We start from the raw sequence: 16973 nt of genomic DNA, 5'->3' as shown, positions 1-16973 counted from the left end.
ATGAACAAACCGGACGCCAAGGGCTTCACGCTGATCGAGCTGCTGGTCGTGCTGGGCATTATCGCCTTGTTGCTGACCCTGGCGGTGCCGCGCTACTTCCCCAGTGTCGACAAGACCAAGGAAACGATCCTGGCCGATAACCTGCGCAATACGCGCGCCGTCATCGACCAGTTCTATGGCGACACCGGCCGCTATCCCGACTCGCTGGAGCAGCTGGTGGAAAAGCGCTACCTGCGCGCGCTGCCCGTCGATCCCATCACGGAGCGCACCGACAGCTGGCAGCTGGTGCCGCCCGAGGACCCCGGCAAGGGCGGCGTGGCCGACCTGAAGAGTGGAGCGCCCGGCAATGACCGCAGCGGCAGGCCGTATTCGGACTGGTAACGGCGTGCGCGGCCCGGTGCGGGCAGCGCGCGGGTTCACCTACGTCAGCGTCATCATCCTGGTGGCGATCATCGGCCTGGTCGCGGCCACCACGGTGCGCGTCGGCGCCACCATGCAGCGCGCCCAGGCCGAGCGCGAACTGCTGTACATCGGCGAACAGTTCAGCGACGCGCTGAAGAGCTATGCCAACGCCACGCCGCAGGGCCAGCCGCAGCAGCCGCCCACCCTCAAGGAACTGCTGCGCGATCCGCGCTTCCCCGGCACCCGCCGCCACCTGCGCAAGATCTTCATCGATCCGATGACGGGCAAGGCCGAGTGGGGTGTCATCTACATGGGCGACAAGCTGGGCGTGCTGGGCGTCTACAGCCTGTCCACGGCGATGCCGATCAAGGTGGGCAATTTCCCGATGCGCTTCCAGGCGTTCGAAGGCAAGCAGAAGATCTCCGACTGGGTGTTCACGTTCAACGGCCAGGAACCGCCGCCGCCGGGGCAACTGCCGGCCAAGCCCGGTGCCGGCAATCCGATGACCGGCAACCCGATGACTGGCAATCCGGCGACGGGCGCCACCGTGCCGGGCAAGCCCGCCGGCACGCCGACGAACACGCCAACGAACACGGGCCCCGGCACACCGACCGCGCCGCCGCCATCGCCACTGACGGGCCAGCCCGCCACACCGCCACCGGAGCCGCCGGCCGAGCCGGAACCGCCGCCGGAGCCGGAGCCGGAGCCGGCGCCCGAGCCACCGCCCGAGCCGGCGCCGGAGCCGCAGGAACCGCCGCCTCCGCCGGCGGAGCCCGCCGAACCACCGAACAGCAAGTAGGACAGAGCCTGGATGAGAGGTAGGGAAGACGTAACGCAGGTGTTGTAAAGAGATCAGTAACGATACGATTTATATAACGTGCGTGACGTTGCTGAAATTTTAATTGTGTTATGCTTCTATCAGCAGTTGATCACCGACACAGCGACCACACTACTCTCACAAGGATAACTACTCATGAAACTGAAATTCGCCGTAGCAGGCCTGCTGGCCGCAGCTTCCTTCTCCGCCCTGGCATCCGACCAGACCGTCAAACTGACCGTGGGCGGCGACAATTTCTTCAACTCCGCTGTACCTGGCGGTGATGGCGTGCTGTCCGGTGGCGTCGATGTGATCACGTTTGGCGGCCTGGATGCTGGCGTGTACAACCTGGTGGTGAGCATCAGCGGCCAGAAGCTGACCTTCGATGCCGCATTGTCGAACCTGAACGGCGTGACCGGCTCGTATACGGAAGACGGCAAGTACCGCTTCTACGGCGTCGAAGCCACCGGCACGAGCCCATTCACGCTGACCCTGTTCGGCACGACCGAATTCGGCGCGAAGTACAGCGGCGAAGTGTCGGTGTCCGCCGTACCGGAACCAACCACCTACGGCATGCTGCTGGGCGGCCTGGGCATCATGGCCTTCCTGGCTCGTCGCAAGTCCAAGCAAGCGTAAGCTTCAGTTTCATGCGAAAAAAACCCGCTGCCACGGCAGCGGGTTTTTTTTCGTCCGCGACCGCCGAGGCCGTGTCCACCATGGGGTCACACCCCGACATGGACACGGCCTCGGCCTGATCGTATCGAAAGCAGTGCGTCACTTGCCGGTACGGCGGAAGTCGCGTACCCGGAAGCCCAGCAGCAGCAGCAGCCCGAAGTAGACGAGGCCGCACACGGCAATCACGCCCGCCAGCGCACCGGCGCGCAGCAGCGGCGTCGCCCGCAGGGCCAGCCAGTCGAACTGGTCGGCGGCGAACCAGCCCGTCACGCCCATCGCCGCCACGGCCACGACCAGCTTGATGAAGAACTTGCCCCAGCCGGGGGAGGGGACGTAGATGCCGCGCTTGCGCAGGCCGATGAACAGGAACAGCGCGTTCAGGCAGGCCGCCAGGCCGATCGACAGCGCCAGGCCGGCCACCTGGATGTAGGGCACGAAGACCAGGTTCATCAGCTGGGTCGCCACCAGCACGCCCAGCGCGATGCGCACCGGGGTGCGGATGTCCTGGCGCGCGTAGAAGGCCGGGGCGAGCGTCTTGACGAGGATGATGCCGACCAGGCCGGCCGCGTACGCGATCAAGGGACGCGCCGACATCTCGGCGGCACGGTCAGTGAACGCGCCGTAATGGAACAGCGTGGCGACCAGCGGCAGGGCCAGCACGCACAGCCCGATGGCGGCAGGGATGGCCAGCAGCAAGGTCAGGCGCAGGCCCCAGTCCAGCAGGGCCGAGTATTCCTCGCGGTCGCCGTCGACGTTCGCTTTGGACAGGCTGGGCAGCAGGATCGTGCCCAGTGCCACGCCCAGCAGCGCGGTCGGGAACTCCATCAGCCGGTCCGCATAGGTCAGCCATGAGATGCTGCCCTGCTCGAGGCGCGACGCGATGCTGGTATTGATCATCAGGCTGATCTGCGCGGCGGACACGGCAAACACGGCCGGGCCCATCTTCTTCAGCACGCGCCGCACGCCGGGATCGGACAGCCCTGCGGCCGGATTGATCGACAGCCGCGGCAGCATGCCGATCTTGACCAGCGCGGGCACCTGGATCGCCACCTGCAGCAGGCCGCCGACAAACACGGCAATGGCCTGTGCGTACACGGGCTGCTCCAGGTACGGCGCCAGGAACAGGGCGCCGGCGATCAGCGACAGGTTCAGCAGCACAGGCGTGAACGCGGGGATCTTGAACTGGCGCCACGTATTCAGGATGCCGCCGGACATGGCAACGAACGACATGCAGGCGATATAGGGGAACATCAGCCGCGTCATCCAGACGGCGGCGTCGAAGGCGCCGGCGTCCTGCTTCAGGCCGCCGGCGATCAGCAGCACGAACAGCGGCGCGCCGACGATACCGATGGCGCTGACGATCAGCGTGGCCCAGACCAGGCAGTTGGCCACGTGATCCGACAGCGTCTTGCTCGCTTCGTGGCCGTGCTGGCTCTTGTATTCCGCCAGGATGGGCACGAAGGCCTGCGAGAACGCGCCTTCGGCAAACAGGCGGCGCAGCAGGTTGGGGATGCGGAAGGCGACGTTGAACGCATCGGTGTAGGCGCCGGCGCCGAAGGCTCGGGCAAACAGCGTCTCGCGCAGCAGGCCGGTCACCCGCGACAGCATGGTCATGCTGGAGACGGCGGCAAGGGTTCGAAGTAGATTCATGGTGCGCGATTATAGCCGCGCGGCCTGGAAGAATTGCTGAGATTGCCATTAAATGCAGCGCACGCAGATGCCGCGTCCGTATGAAAGCGGCAAGTTTCCTGTTTTTTGAATTGCCCTGACATCAAAAGCTGGATATAATTTAAGGCTGTACAGAATTCAGTGACGCAGACACAGCGAACGCGGCAGATTGATCGCCGGTTCGCAGGCACCCGACTCAGGTGGTCTGTACTGAGTGGCCTGCATGGTCAGACAGCTGAACGCACCGGTTTGGCAAACGCTATTGTTTGCAAACGAACTTTGACAACGATTTAGGAAATTCCATGGCAAATACCGCACAAGCGCGCAAACGCGCTCGTCAAGCAGTCAAGCAAAACGCACACAACTCGGCTCAGCGTTCGACGCTGCGCACCGCCATCAAGGCTGTCCGCAAGGCGATCCAGGCTGGCGACAAGGCTGCTGCAACCCAGGTCTTCCAGACCTCCGTCTCGACGATCGACTCGATCGCCGACAAAAAGATCATCCACAAGAACAAGGCCGCTCGCCACAAGAGCCGTCTGGCAGCTGCCCTGAAGGCACTGTCCGCCTAAGTTCGCGTGCGGCGGCAATAGCCGCCATACAGGTGCTGAGAAGAGCCCGCCTGGCATAGCCAGTGCGGGCTTTTCGCTTTGCTTCGCCGGAACCATCTCTCCCGCGCACCGGTCATCCCCAAAATCGGGGACAGCCTCCAGATCGCGCGCGGATCGGACAAAAATCACCAAATTGGGGACAGCCTCCTATTGCGCGAATCGCGCGAATCGGAGGCTGTCCCCAATTCCGCCCGAATCGGAGGCTGTCCCCGATTCCGGTCCCCAATTCCGGCCCCGGTTCCCAATTTCCGCTTCCTGCTCGCCCCGATTCCGCCGGCACTTCGCTCTGCATCGGGGACAGCCTCCGAATCGCCCGCCGCCAATCGGAGGCTGTCCCCGATTGCGCTGCGAGGCCCGCCCGCGCTGCCGCGGGCGGGCTGCGCTGGCAACGATTGCAAAGCTGGGGCATAATACGCGCCGTCTTATGTCTTATAGAAGACTTCGGCAGCCTGGGTGACGCGCCCGGCGGACCGCGTGGCTGTCATCGCCGCGCGGGGCGGAGTAAAATGAGCGGGGTGTTGGGGTGCGCCACAAGCGTAGACCGGCGGTTATTAATTTGTCTGACAAGTCGCGATACCTTCGCGCAAACTGAGGAAAAATGCATGAGCAGTGAACCGACCATCATCTACACCCTGACCGACGAGGCGCCGCTGCTGGCGACCCACGCCTTCCTGCCCGTCGTCAGCGCTTTCACCAAGCCGGCCGGCATCCGCGTCGAGCAGAGCGACATCTCTGTCGCCGCCCGCATCCTGGCAGCGTTCCCGGAAAACCTGACGCCTGACCAGCGCGTCCCGGACGCCCTGGCCGAACTGGGCAAGAAAACGCTGGAGCCGGACGCCAACATCATCAAGCTGCCGAACATCAGCGCCTCCGTCAGCCAGCTGCAGAACGCCATCAAGGAACTGCAGGAAAAGGGCTACAACATCCCCGACTACCCATCGGACCCGAAGACCGACGAGGAAAAGGCCATCAAGGCCCGCTACGGCAAGTGCATCGGCTCGGCCGTGAATCCGGTCCTGCGCGAAGGTAACTCCGACCGCCGCGCACCGCGCGCCGTCAAGGAATACGCCCGCAAGAACCCGCACTCGATGCAGCCATGGTCGCAGGCTTCGCGCACGCACGTGTCGCACATGACGGGTGGCGACTTCTACCACGGCGAGAAGTCGATGACGCTCGACCGCGCGCGCGAAGTCAAGATGGAACTGATCACCAAGGACGGCCAGAGCATCGTGCTCAAGCCAAAGGTCGCGCTGCAGGACGGCGAGATCATCGACTCCATGTTCATGAGCCGCAAGGCCCTGCTGGAATTCTACGAAGCGCAGATCGAAGACGCACACCAGACCGGCATGCTGTTCTCGCTGCACGTCAAGGCGACGATGATGAAGGTGTCGCACCCGATCGTGTTCGGCCACTGCGTGCGCATGTTCTACAAGGAAGCGTTCGAAAAGCACGGCGCGCTGTTCGACAGCCTGGGCATCAACGTCAACAACGGCATGGCCGACCTGTACAACAAGATCGCCACCTTGCCGGCCTCGCAGCGCGACGAGATCGTGCGCGACCTGCACGCCTGCCAGGAACACCGTCCGGAACTGGCGATGGTCGACTCGGCCAAGGGCATCACCAACTTCCATTCGCCGAACGACGTGATCGTCGATGCGTCGATGCCGGCCATGATCCGCTCCGGCGGCAAGATGTACGGCGCCGACGGCCGCCTGAAGGAAGTCAAGGCCGTGATCCCGGAAAGCACGTTCGCCCGTATCTACCAGGAGATCATCAACTTCTGCAAATGGCACGGCGCCTTCGACCCGCGCACGATGGGCACGGTGCCGAACGTGGGCCTGATGGCCCAGCAGGCCGAGGAATACGGTTCGCACGACAAGACCTTCGAGGTGGCGGCGGACGGCGTGGCCAACATCACCGACCTCGCCACCGGCGAAGTGCTGATGAGCCAGACCGTGGAGAAGGGCGACATCTGGCGCATGTGCCAGGTCAAGGACGCGCCGATCCGCGACTGGGTCAAGCTGGCCGTGACGCGCGCGCGCAACTCGGGCATGCCGGCCGTGTTCTGGCTGGACCCGTACCGTCCGCACGAGAATGAGCTGATCAAGAAGGTCACCACGTACCTGAAGGACCACGACACGACGGGCCTGGACATCAAGATCATGTCGCAAGTGCGCGCCATGCGCTACACGCTGGAACGCGTCGCCCGCGGCCTGGACACGATCTCCGTGACCGGCAACATCCTGCGCGACTACCTGACCGACCTGTTCCCGATCATGGAACTGGGCACCAGCGCCAAGATGCTGTCGATCGTCCCGCTGATGGCCGGCGGCGGCATGTACGAAACGGGCGCCGGCGGTTCGGCACCGAAGCACGTGCAGCAGCTGGTCGAGGAAAACCACCTGCGCTGGGATTCGCTGGGCGAGTTCCTGGCGCTGGCGGTCAGCCTGGAAGACCTGGGCCTGAAGACGGGCAACGCCAAGGCCAAGATCCTGGCCAGGACGCTGGACGCTGCCACCGGCAAGCTGCTGGACAACCGCAAGTCGCCATCGCCGAAGACCGGTGAGCTGGACAACCGCGGCAGCCAGTTCTACCTGTCGATGTACTGGGCGCAGGAACTGGCCGCGCAGACCGACGATGCCGAACTGGCCGCCGCCTTCGCGCCGCTGGCCAAGCAGCTGACCGACAACGAGGCGAAGATCGTCGCCGAGCTGCTGGAAGTGCAGGGCAAGCCGGTCGACATCGGCGGTTACTACAAGGCCGACGACGCCAAGGTGAAGGCCGTGATGCGTCCGAGCGCCACGTTCAACCAGGCGATCGCTTCGCTGGCTTGATGCTCGGCAGGCAGTAAGCAAAAACCCGCGGCCGTGAGGTGCGCGGGTTTTTTTTGGGGTCTGTCCCTTCAGGGACAGACCCCATGCCATCAACCGCCGGCCGGAACCTCCACGAATTCCCCCGGCATCAACGGATGCGTCGCCAGCGAGAACGGCCCGATACTGCTGCGCACCAGCCGCAAGGTCGGCAGCCCGACGGCGGCCGTCATGCGCCGCACCTGCCGGTTCTTGCCCTCGGCGAGCGTGATGGCCAGCCAGCTGGTGGGCTTGTCGGCGCGCGCGCGGATGGGCGGGTTGCGCGGCCACAGCCAGTCCGGCTCGGCGATGCGCACCGCGCGGCACGGCTGGGTGACGAAGTCGCCCAGGTCCAGCGGCGCCTGCAGCCGCGCCAGCGCGGCCGCATCGGGTACGCCGTCCACCTGCACCAGGTAGGTCTTGGCTTCCTTGTGGTCGGGGTGGGCGATGCGGTGCTGCAGCTTGCCGTCGTCGGTCAGCAGCATCAGGCCTTCGCTGTCGGCGTCCAGGCGGCCGGCCGGGTAGATGTTCGGAATCGACAGGTAGTCGGCAAGCGTCGCGCGGCCGTCCTGGCGCGAAAACTGGCACAGGACCTGGAACGGTTTATTGAAAAGGATCAGTGGCATGAAGCGCGTGGAAAAAGCGAATGAAAAGACGCGGACGCGGGTCCCATGGCTGTCTGCCGCATAGTGGTGCATAATGCAAGACATGCCTGCTCAGCCCATCGAGCACCGGCCCGCGACTCGTGCTGCTGCGCGCATTGTAATCCAGACCGCCGCGCAGCCGGGCAGGAGGCCGTGAGCCGCACCAAGCCCTGACTAATGGAGAACACGATGTACCAACATATCAAAGTCCCCGCCGACGGCCAGAAGATCACCGTCAACGCCGATTACTCGCTGGTCGTGCCGGACCAGCCGATCATTCCGTTCATCGAAGGCGACGGCACGGGTATCGACATCACCCCGGTGATGATCAAGGTGGTGGACGCGGCCGTGGCCAAGGCCTACGGCGGCCAGAAGAAGATCAGCTGGATGGAAATCTACGCCGGCGAGAAATCGACGACCGTATATGGCCCGGACGTGTGGCTGCCGGAGGAAACGCTGCAGGTGCTGAAGGACTACGTGGTGTCGATCAAGGGTCCGCTGACGACGCCCGTGGGCGGCGGCATCCGTTCGCTCAACGTGGCGCTGCGCCAGGAGCTCGACCTGTACGTCTGCCTGCGCCCCGTGCGTTATTTCGCCGGCGTGCCGTCGCCCGTCAAGGAACCGCACAAGACCGACATGGTGATCTTCCGCGAGAACTCGGAAGACATCTACGCCGGCATCGAATACCAGGAAGGCTCGGACAACGTCAAGAAGCTGATCAAGTTCCTCACCGAGGAAATGGGCGTCAAGAAGATCCGCTTCCCGGAAACGTCCGGCATCGGCATCAAGCCCGTGTCGCGCGAAGGCACCGAGCGCCTGGTGCGCAAGGCGCTCCAGTACGCGATCGACAACGACAAGCCGTCCGTGACCATTGTCCACAAGGGCAACATCATGAAGTACACGGAAGGCGGCTTCCGCGACTGGGCCTACGCGCTGGCGCAAAAGGAATTCGGCGCCGAGCTGGTCGACGGCGGCCCATGGTGCAAGTTCAAGAATCCGAAGACGGGCAAGGACATCGTCGTCAAGGATTCGATCGCCGACGCGTTCCTGCAGCAGATCCTGCTGCGTCCGGCCGAGTACAGCGTCATCGCCACGCTGAACCTGAACGGCGATTACATCTCCGACGCGCTGGCCGCGCAGGTCGGCGGCATCGGCATCGCGCCGGGCGCCAACATGTCCGACTCGGTGGCGATGTTCGAAGCCACCCACGGCACCGCGCCGAAATACGCCGGCAAGGACTACGTCAACCCGGGTTCGCTGATCCTGTCGGCCGAGATGATGCTGCGCCACATGGGCTGGACGGAAGCGGCCGACCTGATCATCGCGTCGATGGAAAAAGCCATCACATCGAAGAAGGTCACGTACGACTTCGCCCGCCTGATGGAAGGCGCCACGCAGGTATCCTGCTCCGGCTTCGGCGACGTGATGATCGAACAGATGTAATCGCAAGGCTGGGCCAGACCCGTAGCAGCAGCCCTGCGCCGTCGCCGCAGGGCTTTTTTGTGTCCGCCGCATCTAAACAGGAGAGCTGTCATGAAAACCATCGGACTGATCGGCGGAATGAGCTGGGAATCGACGGTGCCTTATTACCGTCAGATCAACGAGACCGTGCGCGAGCAGCTGGGCGGCCTGCATTCGGCCAAGATCGTCCTTGTCAGCGTGGACTTCCACGAGGTCGAGGCGCTGCAGCGTGCGGGCGACTGGGAAGCGTCCGGCGTGCTGCTGGCGCAAGCCGCGCGCAGCGTGGCCGCCGGCGGCGCCGATTTCATCGTGCTGTGCACGAACACAATGCACAAGGTGGCGCCGGCCATGCAGGCCGCCGTCGACATCCCGCTGCTGCACATCGCCGATCCCACGGCGGCGGCCATCCGTGCCGCCGGCTGCACGACAGTGGGCCTGCTGGGCACGCGCTTCACGATGGAGCAGGCGTTCTACCGCGAACGGCTAGGCGAGCTGGGCTTGGAAGTGGTGACGCCGGAACAGGCCGACCGCGACATCGTCCACCGCGTCATCTACGAAGAGCTGTGCCTGGGCCGCATCGAGCCCGAATCGCGCGCGGCCTACCGCCGCATCATGGAGGACCTGGCGGCGCGCGGCGCCCAGGCGATCATCCTGGGCTGCACGGAGATCACGTTGCTCGTCAACGCCTACGACGCGCCGGTACCGCTGTTCGACACCACCGCCATCCACGCCCGCCACGCCGCGCTGCACGCCATCGGCGCGGCCTGATGGCCGCCAGCGCGAATGCCGCTTGACAGCGGCGCGTTTACTATTTAACGTTGGTGTTAATTAACCATGGGGTTAATCGATAAGTTAATCGAGAAGTGAATCGAGGAGTCAAGCATGGAAGACCCGCTCAGCCAGACATTCGCAGCGCTGGCGGACCCCACCCGGCGCGCGATCCTGGCGCGCCTGGCCGAAGGGGAGGCGACAGTCAACGAACTGGCGGCTCCTTTTGACATCAGCCTGCCCGCCATCTCGCGCCACCTCAAGGTGCTGGAAGCGGCCGGCCTGATCTCCCGGGGGCGCGCCGCCCAGTGGCGCCCTTGCCGACTCGAAGCTGCACCGCTGCAGGGGCTCGATGGCTGGCTGGACAGCTACCGCCGCCTGTGGGAGGGCAGCTTCGACAAGATGGACGCTTACCTGAAACTGATGCAAGGAGACGGCAATGGAAGCAACGGCAAGCAAGGCAGCAAATCAGGACCAAGCAGCGCAGACCCAGGCAGCGCAGGGCCGGACAACGCAAGACCCAGGCGCGGCAAGCCATGAGTTGCGCGACGACGAACTGCTGATCGTGCGCACGTTCGACGCGCCGCGTGCGCTCGTGTTCCACGTCTGGCGCGAAGCGGAGCACGTGCGCCAATGGCTGGCGCCGGGCGACTTCAAGTGCGCCAGCCTGGAGTGGGACTTCCGTCCCGGCGGCAGCTGGCGCGCGTGTATCCGCTCGGCCAAGAACGAGCACTGGATGAACGGCCGCTTCGTCGAGATCGTGGCGGACGAGCGCATCGTCACGACCTTCCGCTGGGATCCGGACGAAGGCAGCGACACGCACATGCCGGAGAACCGCATCACGGTCACCTTCGCCGACGAAGGCAACGGCACCGTGCAGCGCTTCCACCAGGCGCCATTCGACACGGTCGCCCGGCGCGACAGCCATACCCAGGGCTGGACCAGCGTGGTCGAACGCACCGGCGGCTATGTCGAGCGGCTGGCACGGGAGGCATCGTGAGCACCGTCGCTGCCGTCCCCACTGGCCGTTCCGCCCTCACGGCGTTCCGCCAGGTGCCGCCCTTCGCGCAGGGCGTGGTGCGCGACCTGCGGGTGCGCTGGGCGCTGGAAGAGGCGGGCCTGCCGTACGACCAGGAACTGCTGGCCGTTGGCGAGAATCACTTGCCGGCCTATCGCGCGCGCCAGCCGTTCGGCCAGGTGCCCGCGTACGACGACAAGGACGTCCGCATGTTCGAGTCGGGCGCCATCGTGCTGCACATCGCCGAACGCTGCGACGCGCTGCTGCCGGTCGAGCCAAGGGCGCGGGCGCGCGCCATCACGTGGCTGTTCGCGGCCCTCAATACGGTGGAGCCGCCGGTCGCCAACCTGGCCGAGCTCGACCTCTTCCATCGGGAGGAGCCGTGGGCGCCGCTGCGGCGGCCCGGGGCCGTTGCCGCCGTCCAGGGCCGGCTGGACGAACTTGCCGCCTGGCTGGGGCCGCGCGAATGGCTGGAGGAGTGCTTCACAGCGGGCGACCTGATGATGACGACGGTGCTGCGCATCCTGCGCGACACGGACCTGGTGACGCGCATGCCGGTGCTCGATGCGTATGTGCGCCGCTGCGAGGCGCGTCCCGCGTTCGGCCGTGCGCTGGCGGCGCAGATGGCCGTGTTCGCGGGACATCCGCCCCTGTAGAGCCGGGGCGGCGGGCCTGACGGACGGGGTGTCCGGCGCGACTGCTGGTATTGTGCGATAGTGCCGCTGCCGCGAGCCGCTCCCGTCCATCCGCCAGGCCCCACCATGCCCGATTCCGCACCACCGTTTGCCCCAACCGATGCCGTCTACCGCACCTTCTTCGACCAGGCTACGCACTTTGCCGGCCTGATGACGCCGGACGGCATGCTGGTCGATGTCAACCGCCGTTCGCTGGAGGCGGGCCGGCGCCGCCGCGAGGACGTGGTCGGCCGCTACTTCTGGGAGTGCGGCTGGTGGTCGCCGTCGCCGGCGCTGGCGGACGAGGTACGCGCCTGCACCCGCCTGGCGGCCGGTGGCGCGACGGTGCGGCGCGAACTGCGCTACTACCGCGACGACGCGCGCGAGTGCTGGACCGACATCGTGTTCGCACCCGTGACCGACACGGCCGGCACGGTGCAGTACATCGCGGCGACCGGCGCGGACATCACGGAGCGGCGCCAGGTCGAGGCGCGCCTGCGCCTGCTCGATGCCATCGGCGAGGCCACCCGCGTCGCCACCGATGCGCGCGCCATCATGGCCGAGGCCACGCGCCTGCTGGGCGAACACCTGGGCGTGACGCGCGTGGCGTATGCCGACCTGGAGCCGGACAACGACCGCTTCACGATCCGCCACGACTGGACCGTGCCCGGCGCGCTCAGCACGGTAGGCGTCTACTCGCTCGACCTGTTCGGCTCGCGCGCCACGTCCAACCTGCGGGTGGGGCGCACCTTGCTGATCAACGACGTCGATCGCGAACTCGCGCCCGGCGATGGCGACGGCATGTTCAACGCCATCGGCATCAAGGCCATCATCTGCTGTCCGCTGGTCAAGGGCGGCGCGCTGGTGGCGATGATGGCGGTGCACCAGCAGCGGCCGCGCATGTGGACGGCGGACGAGATCGCGCTGGTGGAAGCGGTCGTCGAGCGCTGCTGGGCGCACATCGAACGGGTCCGCTCGACGGAAGCGCTGCACAAGGCCGACCGCCACAAGTCCGAATTCCTGGCCACCCTGGCGCACGAGCTGCGCAACCCGCTGGCGCCGATCAGCAACGGGCTGGAGCTGCTGCGCCTCGGCGCGGAAAGCGGCGCCGCGATGGGCCATGTGCGGGAGATGATGACGCGCCAGGTCAACCACATGGTCCACCTGATCAACGACCTGCTCGACATCGCCCGCGTCTCCAGCGGCAAGATCGTGCTGCGGCGCCAGGTGGCGGATTTGAAGGACGTCGTCGCCTCCGCCGTCGAGACCAACCTGCCGGCCTTGCAAGCACCCGGTCATTTGCTGACGGTGGACCTGCCGGACGAGCCCCTGCTGGTCGATGTCGACGTGGTACGCATGAGCCAGGTGCTGGGCAACCTGCTGTCGAACGCGGCCAAGTATACGCCGCCGGGCGGGCGCATCGTCGTGGCGGCGCGGCGCGAGGAGCTCGAGGTCGTTGTCACGGTCGGCGACAATGGCATGGGCATCGCCCACGACGCGCTGGAAGCGGTGTTCGAGATGTTTACGCAGGTCGGGCGCAGCGTCGAGCGGTCGAAGGGCGGCCTGGGTATCGGCCTGTCGCTGGTGCGCCGGCTGATGGCGCTGCACGGCGGCAGTGTCGACGCGGCCAGTGCCGGCGAAGGGCAGGGCAGCACCTTCACGCTGCGCCTGCCGGTGGCGCGGCAGCCGCGCGCCGTCACCCCGCCAGAGGACGTCATGCCGGCGCGTGCGCAGGGGCTGGCGGATACATCCCTGCGCGTGCTGATCGCGGACGACAATGCGGACGCCGCCAACACGCTGGAGGCCCTGCTGCGCCAGGCCGGCCACGACACGCGCATCGCCTACGATGGCGCGGCGGCGCTGGCGCTGGCGGAAAGCTTCCGTCCCCAGCTGGCGTTCCTGGACCTGGGCATGCCGCTGCTGGATGGCTACGAGACGGCGCGGCGGCTGCGCGCGCTGCCGCATATGGCAAATCTGGCACTGGTAGCTTTGACAGGCTGGGGCGCCGAGGAGGACCGCATGCGCGCCCGTGCGGCGGGGTTCGACCGCCACCTGCTCAAGCCGGCCGCGCCGGACGAGGTGGCCGCCGCGCTGGCGCTGGCGCGGCAGCAGGCGGGATGACCAGGCGAAAAAAAACCCCGCAGTCGCGGGGTTCTTTCACGTCTGGGGGAGCAGATCAGCTCGCCTGGATGTTGGAAGCTTGCTTGCCTTTAGGGCCTTGCGTGACTTCGAACTGCACTTTCTGACCTTCTTTCAGGGTCTTGAAGCCGTTCATGTTGATTGCGGAGAAGTGTGCGAACAAATCCTCGCCGCCATCATCAGGAGTGATGAAGCCAAAACCTTTGGAGTCATTGAACCACTTAACGGTACCTGTTGCCATAAAAAGAACTTTCAAATATTAACGAATCACACGAGCCATAAAAGCAAGAAGCTTCCTGCCCCCTCCTCGACAACTCACTTCTTACCAACATGTACATTTCTGCACGAGTCGATATGGCATTGTTGGCGCAACAATTTTTAATGTCAAGCGCTTTGTACCCTGCTTAGTAAGATTTTTGCAACATCAAAAACGCCCCGAACTCTTGATTTCACGGAAGACAGCGCCATCTGCGCCAAGTCGGGAAAGCGCGTAAGATTGAGAACATACGGAAAGGCACGCCTAAACGGGCGATGCATCGGTCACGAAAGCATTAGAATATAAGCGTATGGCAACCAAGCATGACACTGAGACCGTCCTGGAGCGACAAGCGCTGAAGCCGCCACCCATGTACCAGGTGGCGTTGTTGAATGACGACTACACTCCGATGGAGTTCGTGGTCGCCATCATCCAGGAGTATTTCAACAAGGACCGTGAAACGGCGACACAAATTATGCTGAGCGTCCACCGCTACGGCAAAGGCGTGTGCGGTGTGTTCTCGAAAGATATTGCATCGACAAAAGTGGAGTTCGTTTTAACGCATGCGCGCAAGGCGGGGCACCCCCTGCAGTGCGTGATGGAGGAAGTATGATCGCGCAGGAATTGGAAGTAAGTTTGCACATGGCGTTTGTCGAGGCTCGGCAGGCACGGCATGAATTCATCACGGTTGAGCATCTGTTGCTGGCGCTGCTGGACAATCCGTCGGCGGCGGAAGTGTTGCGTGCCTGCGCGGTCAACATCGAGGACCTGCGCAAGACACTCACCAACTTCATCGGCGACAACACGCCCACGGTCCCCGGCACCGGCGAGGTGGACACCCAGCCCACGCTGGGGTTCCAGCGCGTGATCCAGCGTGCCATCATGCACGTCCAGTCCGCTTCCAACGGCAAGAAGGAAGTGACGGGAGCGAACGTGCTGGTCGCCATCTTCGGCGAGAAGGACTCGCACGCTGTTTACTATCTGCACCAGCAGGGCGTGACCCGGCTGGACGTGGTGAACTTCATCTCGCACGGCGTGCGCAAGGACCAGTCGGGCGATACGGCCAAGGCGTCCGAGGGCGTCGAGGAGGGCACGCAGGCCGAAGGCCAGACGAAGGAAAGCCCGCTCGACCAGTTCACGCAGAACCTGAACAAGTCCGCCGCCGAAGGCAAGATCGATCCGCTGATCGGCCGCGAGGACGAGGTCGACCGCGTGATCCAGATCCTGTGCCGCCGCCGCAAGAACAATCCGCTGCTGGTGGGCGAAGCGGGCGTGGGCAAGACCGCCATCGCGGAAGGCCTCGCTTATCGCATCACGCAGGGCGACGTGCCGGAAGTGCTGGCCAACGCCGTCGTCTACTCGCTGGACATGGGCGCGCTGCTGGCGGGCACCAAGTACCGCGGCGACTTCGAGCAACGCCTGAAGGCCGTGCTCAAGCAGTTGAAGGACAACCCGAACGGCATCCTGTTCATCGACGAGATCCACACCATCATCGGTGCCGGTTCCGCGTCGGGCGGCACGCTGGACGCATCGAACCTGCTGAAGCCGGCCCTGGCCAACGGCCAGCTCAAGTGCATCGGCGCGACCACGTTCACGGAATTCCGTGGCGTGTTCGAGAAGGACCACGCGCTGTCGCGCCGGTTCCAGAAGGTCGATGTCAACGAGCCGACCGTCGAGCAGACGGTGCAGATCCTGCGCGGCCTGAAGTCGCGCTTCGAGGAGCACCACGGCGTCAAGTATTCGTCGACGGCGCTGTCGACGGCGGCCGAGCTGGCGGCCCGCTTCATCAACGACCGGCACCTGCCGGACAAGGCCATCGACGTGATCGACGAAGCGGGCGCGGCGCAACGCATCCTGCCGAAGTCGAAGCAGAAGAAGACCATCGGCAAGACGGAGATCGAGGAAATCATCTCGAAGATCGCACGCATCCCGCCGCAGACCGTCAACCAGGACGACCGCAGCAAGCTGCAGACGATCGACCGCGACCTGCGCAACGTCGTGTTCGGCCAGGACCCCGCCATCGAGGCGCTGGCCTCGGCCATCAAGATGTCGCGCGCGGGCCTGGGCAAGCAGGACAAACCCATCGGCTCGTTCCTGTTCTCCGGTCCGACCGGTGTCGGCAAGACGGAAGTGGCGAAGCAGCTGGCCTTCATCCTCGGCATCGAACTGATCCGGTTCGACATGTCCGAGTACATGGAACGCCATGCCGTGTCGCGCCTGATCGGCGCGCCGCCGGGTTACGTCGGTTTCGACCAGGGCGGCCTGCTGACGGAAGCGATCACGAAGAAGCCGCATGCCGTGCTGCTGCTGGACGAGATCGAGAAGGCCCATCCGGACATCTTCAACATCCTGCTGCAGGTGATGGACCATGGCACGCTGACGGACAACAACGGTCGCAAGGCCGATTTCCGCAACGTGATCATCATCATGACGACCAACGCGGGCGCGGAAGCGCTGCAGAAGGCGCCGATCGGTTTCACGAACACCAAGGAAACCGGCGACGAGATGGCCGACCTGAAACGGATGTTCACGCCGGAGTTCCGCAACCGGATCGACGCGATCATCAGCTTCCGCGCGCTGGACGAGGAGATCATCCTGCGCGTCGTGGACAAGTTCCTGATGCAGCTGGAAGAGCAGCTGCACGAGAAGAAGGTGGAGGCGATCTTCACGGAGCACCTGCGCAAGTTCCTCGCGAAGAAGGGCTTCGATCCGCTGATGGGCGCGCGGCCGATGTCGCGCCTGATCCAGGACATGATCCGCAAGGCGCTGGCCGACGAACTGCTGTTCGGCCGCCTCGTCGCCGGCGGCAAGGTCACGGTCGACCTGGACGAGAAGGACCAGATCAAGCTGGACTTCCCGGAACCGGACGCCGCGCCGCTGCCACCGCCGGAAACCGTCGAAGTCGAGTAATCGGCCCGAACGCAGAAACCCGCTCCTCGGAGCGGGTTTTTTTTGGGGCGCTGTGCCCCGGCCGTAATGAACTTCCCAGCGCGG

At 65.0% G+C, this 16973-nt stretch carries 16 protein-coding genes; 13 read left to right on the top strand and 3 right to left on the bottom strand.

Features of this window, described 5'->3' with window-relative positions; all coding sequences use genetic code 11:
- The 3 genes from PX653_RS13130 to PX653_RS13120 all read left to right on the top strand — a co-directional run bounded on the left by PX653_RS13130 (position 1) and on the right by PX653_RS13120 (position 1855).
- The gene (locus PX653_RS13130; RefSeq protein ID WP_277418293.1) at positions 1 to 381 is read left to right on the top strand and encodes a type II secretion system protein; all 381 of its coding nucleotides are present in this window, start codon (positions 1 to 3) and stop codon (positions 379 to 381) included.
- Positions 347 to 1201 (top strand): type II secretion system protein, encoded by an 855-nt coding sequence (locus PX653_RS13125; RefSeq protein ID WP_277418292.1) that lies wholly within the window; start codon positions 347 to 349, stop codon positions 1199 to 1201. Before PX653_RS13130 ends, PX653_RS13125 begins: the two co-directional genes overlap by 35 nt.
- 174 nt (positions 1202 to 1375) lie before the next feature.
- Complete coding sequence (locus PX653_RS13120; protein WP_277418291.1) at positions 1376 to 1855, top strand: FxDxF family PEP-CTERM protein; 480 nt, start codon at positions 1376 to 1378, stop codon at positions 1853 to 1855.
- A gap of 138 nt (positions 1856 to 1993) precedes the next feature.
- On the opposite strand, the gene murJ is transcribed toward PX653_RS13120, so the two are convergent.
- Complete coding sequence (gene murJ, locus PX653_RS13115; RefSeq protein ID WP_277418290.1) at positions 1994 to 3544, bottom strand: murein biosynthesis integral membrane protein MurJ; 1551 nt, start codon at positions 3542 to 3544, stop codon at positions 1994 to 1996.
- Between the two features lie 320 nt (positions 3545 to 3864).
- On the opposite strand from murJ, the gene rpsT reads away from it, so the two are divergent.
- Complete coding sequence (rpsT, locus tag PX653_RS13110; protein ID WP_277418289.1) at positions 3865 to 4131, top strand: 30S ribosomal protein S20; 267 nt, start codon at positions 3865 to 3867, stop codon at positions 4129 to 4131.
- A 641-nt stretch (positions 4132 to 4772) separates the two neighbouring features.
- Positions 4773 to 7004: an NADP-dependent isocitrate dehydrogenase gene (locus PX653_RS13105; protein ID WP_277418288.1), complete on the top strand. Its 2232-nt coding sequence runs from the start codon at positions 4773 to 4775 to the stop codon at positions 7002 to 7004.
- An 89-nt stretch (positions 7005 to 7093) separates the two neighbouring features.
- Here the strand turns inward: PX653_RS13105 and PX653_RS13100 are convergent, their stop codons facing one another.
- Positions 7094 to 7645: a pseudouridine synthase gene (locus PX653_RS13100; RefSeq protein ID WP_277418287.1), complete on the bottom strand. Its 552-nt coding sequence runs from the start codon at positions 7643 to 7645 to the stop codon at positions 7094 to 7096.
- A gap of 207 nt (positions 7646 to 7852) precedes the next feature.
- Here PX653_RS13100 and icd point away from each other — a divergent pair, with 207 nt between their 5' ends.
- The 6 genes from icd (at position 7853) to PX653_RS13070 (ending at position 13705) form a co-directional block, all read left to right on the top strand.
- Entirely contained in the window at positions 7853 to 9106 is a 1254-nt protein-coding gene (icd, locus tag PX653_RS13095; protein WP_277418286.1) for an NADP-dependent isocitrate dehydrogenase, read from the top strand.
- Positions 9107 to 9196: 90 nt separating this feature from the next.
- A complete protein-coding gene (locus PX653_RS13090) occupies positions 9197 to 9892 on the top strand; it encodes an aspartate/glutamate racemase family protein (protein ID WP_277418285.1) in 696 nt (231 codons plus the stop codon).
- A 114-nt stretch (positions 9893 to 10006) separates the two neighbouring features.
- Complete coding sequence (locus PX653_RS13085; protein ID WP_277418284.1) at positions 10007 to 10432, top strand: ArsR/SmtB family transcription factor; 426 nt, start codon at positions 10007 to 10009, stop codon at positions 10430 to 10432.
- Between the two features lies 1 nt (position 10433).
- Entirely contained in the window at positions 10434 to 10892 is a 459-nt protein-coding gene (locus tag PX653_RS13080; protein ID WP_277418283.1) for an SRPBCC family protein, read from the top strand.
- Positions 10889 to 11566: a glutathione S-transferase family protein gene (locus PX653_RS13075; protein ID WP_277418282.1), complete on the top strand. Its 678-nt coding sequence runs from the start codon at positions 10889 to 10891 to the stop codon at positions 11564 to 11566. Before PX653_RS13080 ends, PX653_RS13075 begins: the two co-directional genes overlap by 4 nt.
- A gap of 105 nt (positions 11567 to 11671) precedes the next feature.
- Complete coding sequence (locus tag PX653_RS13070) at positions 11672 to 13705, top strand: hybrid sensor histidine kinase/response regulator (RefSeq protein WP_277418281.1); 2034 nt, start codon at positions 11672 to 11674, stop codon at positions 13703 to 13705.
- 55 nt (positions 13706 to 13760) lie between these two features.
- Here PX653_RS13070 and cspE read toward each other — a convergent pair whose 3' ends face one another.
- A complete protein-coding gene (cspE, locus tag PX653_RS13065; RefSeq protein ID WP_107141363.1) occupies positions 13761 to 13964 on the bottom strand; it encodes a transcription antiterminator/RNA stability regulator CspE in 204 nt (67 codons plus the stop codon).
- Positions 13965 to 14289: 325 nt separating this feature from the next.
- Here cspE and clpS point away from each other — a divergent pair, with 325 nt between their 5' ends.
- Together clpS and clpA are read left to right on the top strand one after the other, a co-directional pair.
- Positions 14290 to 14592, top strand: a complete 303-nt coding sequence (gene clpS, locus PX653_RS13060) for an ATP-dependent Clp protease adapter ClpS (protein WP_107141364.1) — start codon at positions 14290 to 14292, stop codon at positions 14590 to 14592.
- A complete protein-coding gene (gene clpA / locus PX653_RS13055; RefSeq protein WP_277418280.1) occupies positions 14589 to 16889 on the top strand; it encodes an ATP-dependent Clp protease ATP-binding subunit ClpA in 2301 nt (766 codons plus the stop codon). The genes clpS and clpA overlap by 4 nt, the downstream gene beginning before the upstream one ends.
- Positions 16890 to 16973 lie beyond the last annotated feature (84 nt).

It is taken from the genome of Pseudoduganella chitinolytica, assembly GCF_029028125.1.
Classification (GTDB): Bacteria; Pseudomonadota; Gammaproteobacteria; order Burkholderiales; family Burkholderiaceae_D; genus Rugamonas; species Rugamonas chitinolytica.
Note: the sequence above shows the minus strand (reverse complement) of the source record. Positions and strands in the feature narration are given on the sequence as shown.